This window comes from Kitasatospora sp. NPDC004799, from assembly GCF_040609095.1.
Taxonomy (GTDB): Bacteria; Actinomycetota; Actinomycetes; order Streptomycetales; family Streptomycetaceae; genus Kitasatospora.
The window spans coordinates 1-3,531 of record NZ_JBEXJK010000600.1; the positions used below are offsets into that span (position 1 = coordinate 1).

The following is a 3,531-nucleotide window of genomic DNA, read 5'->3' on the forward strand; positions in this document are numbered from 1 at the left end:
GTGCCGGCGGCCACCGCCCAGCCCCCGGCGCCGGTGCAGACCCCGTCGCCGGCGCAGCCCGCGCCGGCCGGTGTGCCGGCCGGGTACCACGAGTACAAGGACCCGAGCGGCTTCTCGGTGGTGCTCCCGGACGGTCTGCAGCCGGCCGGGTCGGACGCCAACCGGCGGATCTTCAAGAACGCGGCCGACGGCAGCCAGCTGCGGATCGAGTGGACCACGTCGCCCGGTGAGAGCGCGGTCGCGGACTGGCAGGAGTCGGAGCCGAACGTCCGCGGTCAGGTGAGCAACTACCAGCGGCTGAACCTGGCGGCGATCACCTACCGGCAGTGGACCAACGCGGCGGACTGGGAGTGGACCAACGGCACCCCCAGGATGCACTCGCTCAACCGCGGCTTCGTGACCGGGACCCCGGCCAAGTACGGGTACTCGATCTACTGGATCGTCCCGGACGCGGAGTGGGCCGCCCAGGCCCCGGTCCGGGACGTCGTCTTCAACAGTTTCCAGCCCGCGCCGTAGGGCCCGTCGCCGGACGCTCCGCAGACGCGCGTTCGACGACCGGCCCCGGGTCAGCCGATCAGGCGTTGCTTGGCGCGGGAGAACTCCTCCTCGGTGAGGGCGCCGGAGGTGCGCAGGGCGGCCAGCCGTTCGAGCTGGCCGATGAGCTGTTCGCCGGTGGCGGCCTCGGCCACCGCGGCGGCGGGTACGGCCTTCGGGGCGTTGCGGGCGGCGCGCGCGGCGGCCCGGAGCTGCTCGGCGAAGAACTCGGCCTTGACCACGTCCTCGAAGCGGTGCGAGCCGGTGAGCGCCACCACCAGGAGCACTTCGCCGTTGAGCTTGCTGCGGGTCACGGTGGCGTCGGTGACGGCGGCGAGCGGAACCGGCACCGGCGGCTTCCCGTCCTTCAGGAAGAGCAGCCGATGGGTGGTCAGCACGAGCACCCCCTTGCGGAAGTGGTCGGGGTGGCGCCCGGCGGTCGAGGCGACCGGCTTCTCGCCGTCGATGACGGTCCCCTCGACGGCCCGGAGGGCCTCGGCGTGGTTGGCTTTGCTGCTGTTTCCTGACGCCTCGAAGGCGGTGTCGATCAGATCGGTCCAGTCCATGGGATCGAGCCTAAGGGAGCCGCTCAGTAGTCTGATCGGTGAGCGAGAGGAACTGGCATGCGAGGCGCCCCCGGGCAGTTGCTGGCGGGGCGGTACCGGCTGACGGACCGTCCTGAACCGCTGCGTGCCGACGCGGTGGACGAGCGGACCGGCGAATCGGTGCTGCTGAGCGCCCTGGAGCTGCCAGGGCTGCTGACGGTCGGTCAGGACGTGGAGGAGGCCGCCGCGGCGCAGGCGGACCGGCTGGTGCGGCGGGTGGCGGCGGTCGGCTCGGCCGCGCCGGTCGCGCACCCGCGGCTGCTGCGCGGGGTCGGCGCGTTCGTCGAGGGCGAGCTGCTGTGGACGGCGGAGGAGCGGCCGGTCGGGCGGACGGCGGCCGAGCTGCTCGCCGACGGGCCGCTGCCGCCGTACCGGGCGGCCGAGGTGGCGGCGGACGTGGCCGGCGCGCTGCGGGCGCTGCACGCGGCCGGGCTGACCCACGGCGCCCTGACCGCGGAGTCGGTGCTGGTCTGCGAGGACGGCGCGGCGATGCTCGGCGGGCTGCTCGCCGGGGTGGCGGAGGAGGCGCTGGCCGAGGAGCTCGGCGGGCCGGGCGGGCGGCGCCGGTACGAGGTGCGGGCCACCCTGGTCGGCCCGGTGGCGGAGCGCTGGCCGCTGGACGGCGGCCCGGCGGGCGACTGCTGGGCGCTCGGGGTGCTGCTGCAGCGGCTGGTCACCGGCCGCGCGCCGTACCCGGAGCGGAACGTGCCGGAGCTGGTGACGGCGGTACGGGACGGGCGGCGCGAGCCCGCGGTGGTGTGCGGGCCGCTCGCGCCGCTGGTCGAGCGGCTGCTGCAGCCCGATCCGGCGCGGCGGCCGACCGCGGAGGCGGTGCGCGGGGAGCTGGCGGAGCTGCTGGCGGGGGCGCCGGAGCCGGTCGACGAGGAGCGGGCGGCGGCGATGCCGGTGCTGAAGCCGGAGGCGCCGCTGGTGCCGCGGCGGCGCGGCGGGGGGTCCGTGGGCGCCCGGGCCGGGAGGAGTGCCCGAAAGGGCGGGAACGGTGGGGCCTCCGGGGCAGGCGGCGGGGCGAAGCCGCCCCGGATATCCCCCGCCCTGCTGGGCCCGTTGCTGGTGGGCGGAGTGTTCGTGCTGCTCGCGCTGGGAATCGCCGCGGTGGTGCTGTTCGCAGGCTGACGGGCCGCGGCGATTCCGGCCGCCCGGTCCGCGGGGTGGGCGTGATTACCGGGGGAGGCGGGGTGCGCCTAATGTGTGCGTGGGATTTGTTCGAACAGTGGTCTGCACCAGGCCCTCCGTCGCGGTGACGGCAGGCGGAATGTGTGGGGGAGCGGGCGCAGATGGGTGTGCAGGACCGGCCGGAGGCGGCCGAGGCGGAGCGGTTGCTGGCCGGGCGGTACGAGCTCGGCGAGCGGCTCGGCCGGGGCGGCATGGGCACCGTCTGGCGGGCCTGGGACCGGATGCTCGACCGGGAGGTCGCGGTCAAGGAGCTGACCGTCAACCACCTGCCCGAGGAGGACCTGCAGATCCTGCACGCCCGGATGAAGCGCGAGGCCAGCGCGGCCGCGCGGATCAAGCACCCCGGCGTGATCACCGTGCACGACGTGCTGGAGCAGGACGGCCGGCCGTGGATCGTGATGGAGCTGGTCGACGGCCGCTCGCTGGCCGACGTGATCAGCCAGGACGGCACGCTGCAGCCGCGCGCCGCCGCCGAGGTGGGCAGCCAGGTGCTGGCCGCGCTGCACCGCGGCCACCAGCTGGGCGTGCTGCACCGGGACGTGAAGCCGGCCAACGTGCTGCTGGAGCGCGGCACCGGGCGGGTGGTGCTGCTGGACTTCGGCATCGCGAAGTACGAGGGCTCGACCGAGCTGACCCGGCCGGGGGACCTGGTCGGCTCGCCGGACTACCTGGCGCCGGAGCGGGCCCAGGGCGAGCGGCCCGGGCCGGCCTCCGACCTGTGGGGCCTCGGGGCGACGCTGTACGCGGCGGTCGAGGGCCAGTCGCCGTTCCGGCGGGACTCGCCGATCACCACGCTCGCCGCGGTGGTCGACGAGCCGCTGCCGGAGTCGCGGCGGGCCGGGCCGCTGGGGCCGGTGCTGGCCGCGCTGATGGCCAAGGACCCGGCCGAGCGGCCCACCGCGGACGAGGCCGCCCGGATGCTGGCCGAGGTGCAGGCCGGGCACACGATGGGTCTGAAGTCGGTCCCGGCGGTGCGCACGCCCACCCAGTCGGTGCCGGTGGTGGACCGCAGTGACGGCCGGGGGTCGGTGGTGGAGCCGGTCGAGGGCTCCGAGGAGCCGACCGAGCCGAAGGCCGCCGCGTCCGCCACGCCGGTCGGTCCCGACGGACCCGGTGCCGGACCTGCCCGTCCCGCTGTTCCCGGCGGACCGGACACCGCCGGGGGCGCGCAGGCCGCCGCCCTGGCGCGGACCGGGCC

At 76.0% G+C, this 3,531-nt stretch carries 3 protein-coding genes and 1 pseudogene; 3 read left to right on the top strand and 1 reads right to left on the bottom strand.

Annotation, left to right across the window (positions count from 1 at the left end; translation table 11 throughout):
• Positions 1–516: pseudogene (locus ABZW03_RS38675) on the top strand (hypothetical protein); the annotation flags it as partial.
• Between the two features lie 50 nt (positions 517–566).
• Here the strand turns inward: ABZW03_RS38675 and ABZW03_RS38680 are convergent.
• On the bottom strand, positions 567–1,100 hold the full coding sequence (locus tag ABZW03_RS38680) for an SHOCT domain-containing protein (RefSeq protein ID WP_355269235.1): 534 nt from the start codon (positions 1,098–1,100) through the stop codon (positions 567–569).
• Positions 1,101–1,157: 57 nt separating this feature from the next.
• On the opposite strand from ABZW03_RS38680, the gene ABZW03_RS38685 reads away from it, so the two are divergent.
• Positions 1,158–2,273, top strand: a complete 1,116-nt coding sequence (locus ABZW03_RS38685) for a protein kinase (protein WP_355269237.1) — start codon at positions 1,158–1,160, stop codon at positions 2,271–2,273.
• A 161-nt stretch (positions 2,274–2,434) separates the two neighbouring features.
• Positions 2,435–3,531: serine/threonine-protein kinase (locus tag ABZW03_RS38690; protein ID WP_355269239.1), on the top strand; the 1,097-nt coding region annotated here is incomplete at its 3' end.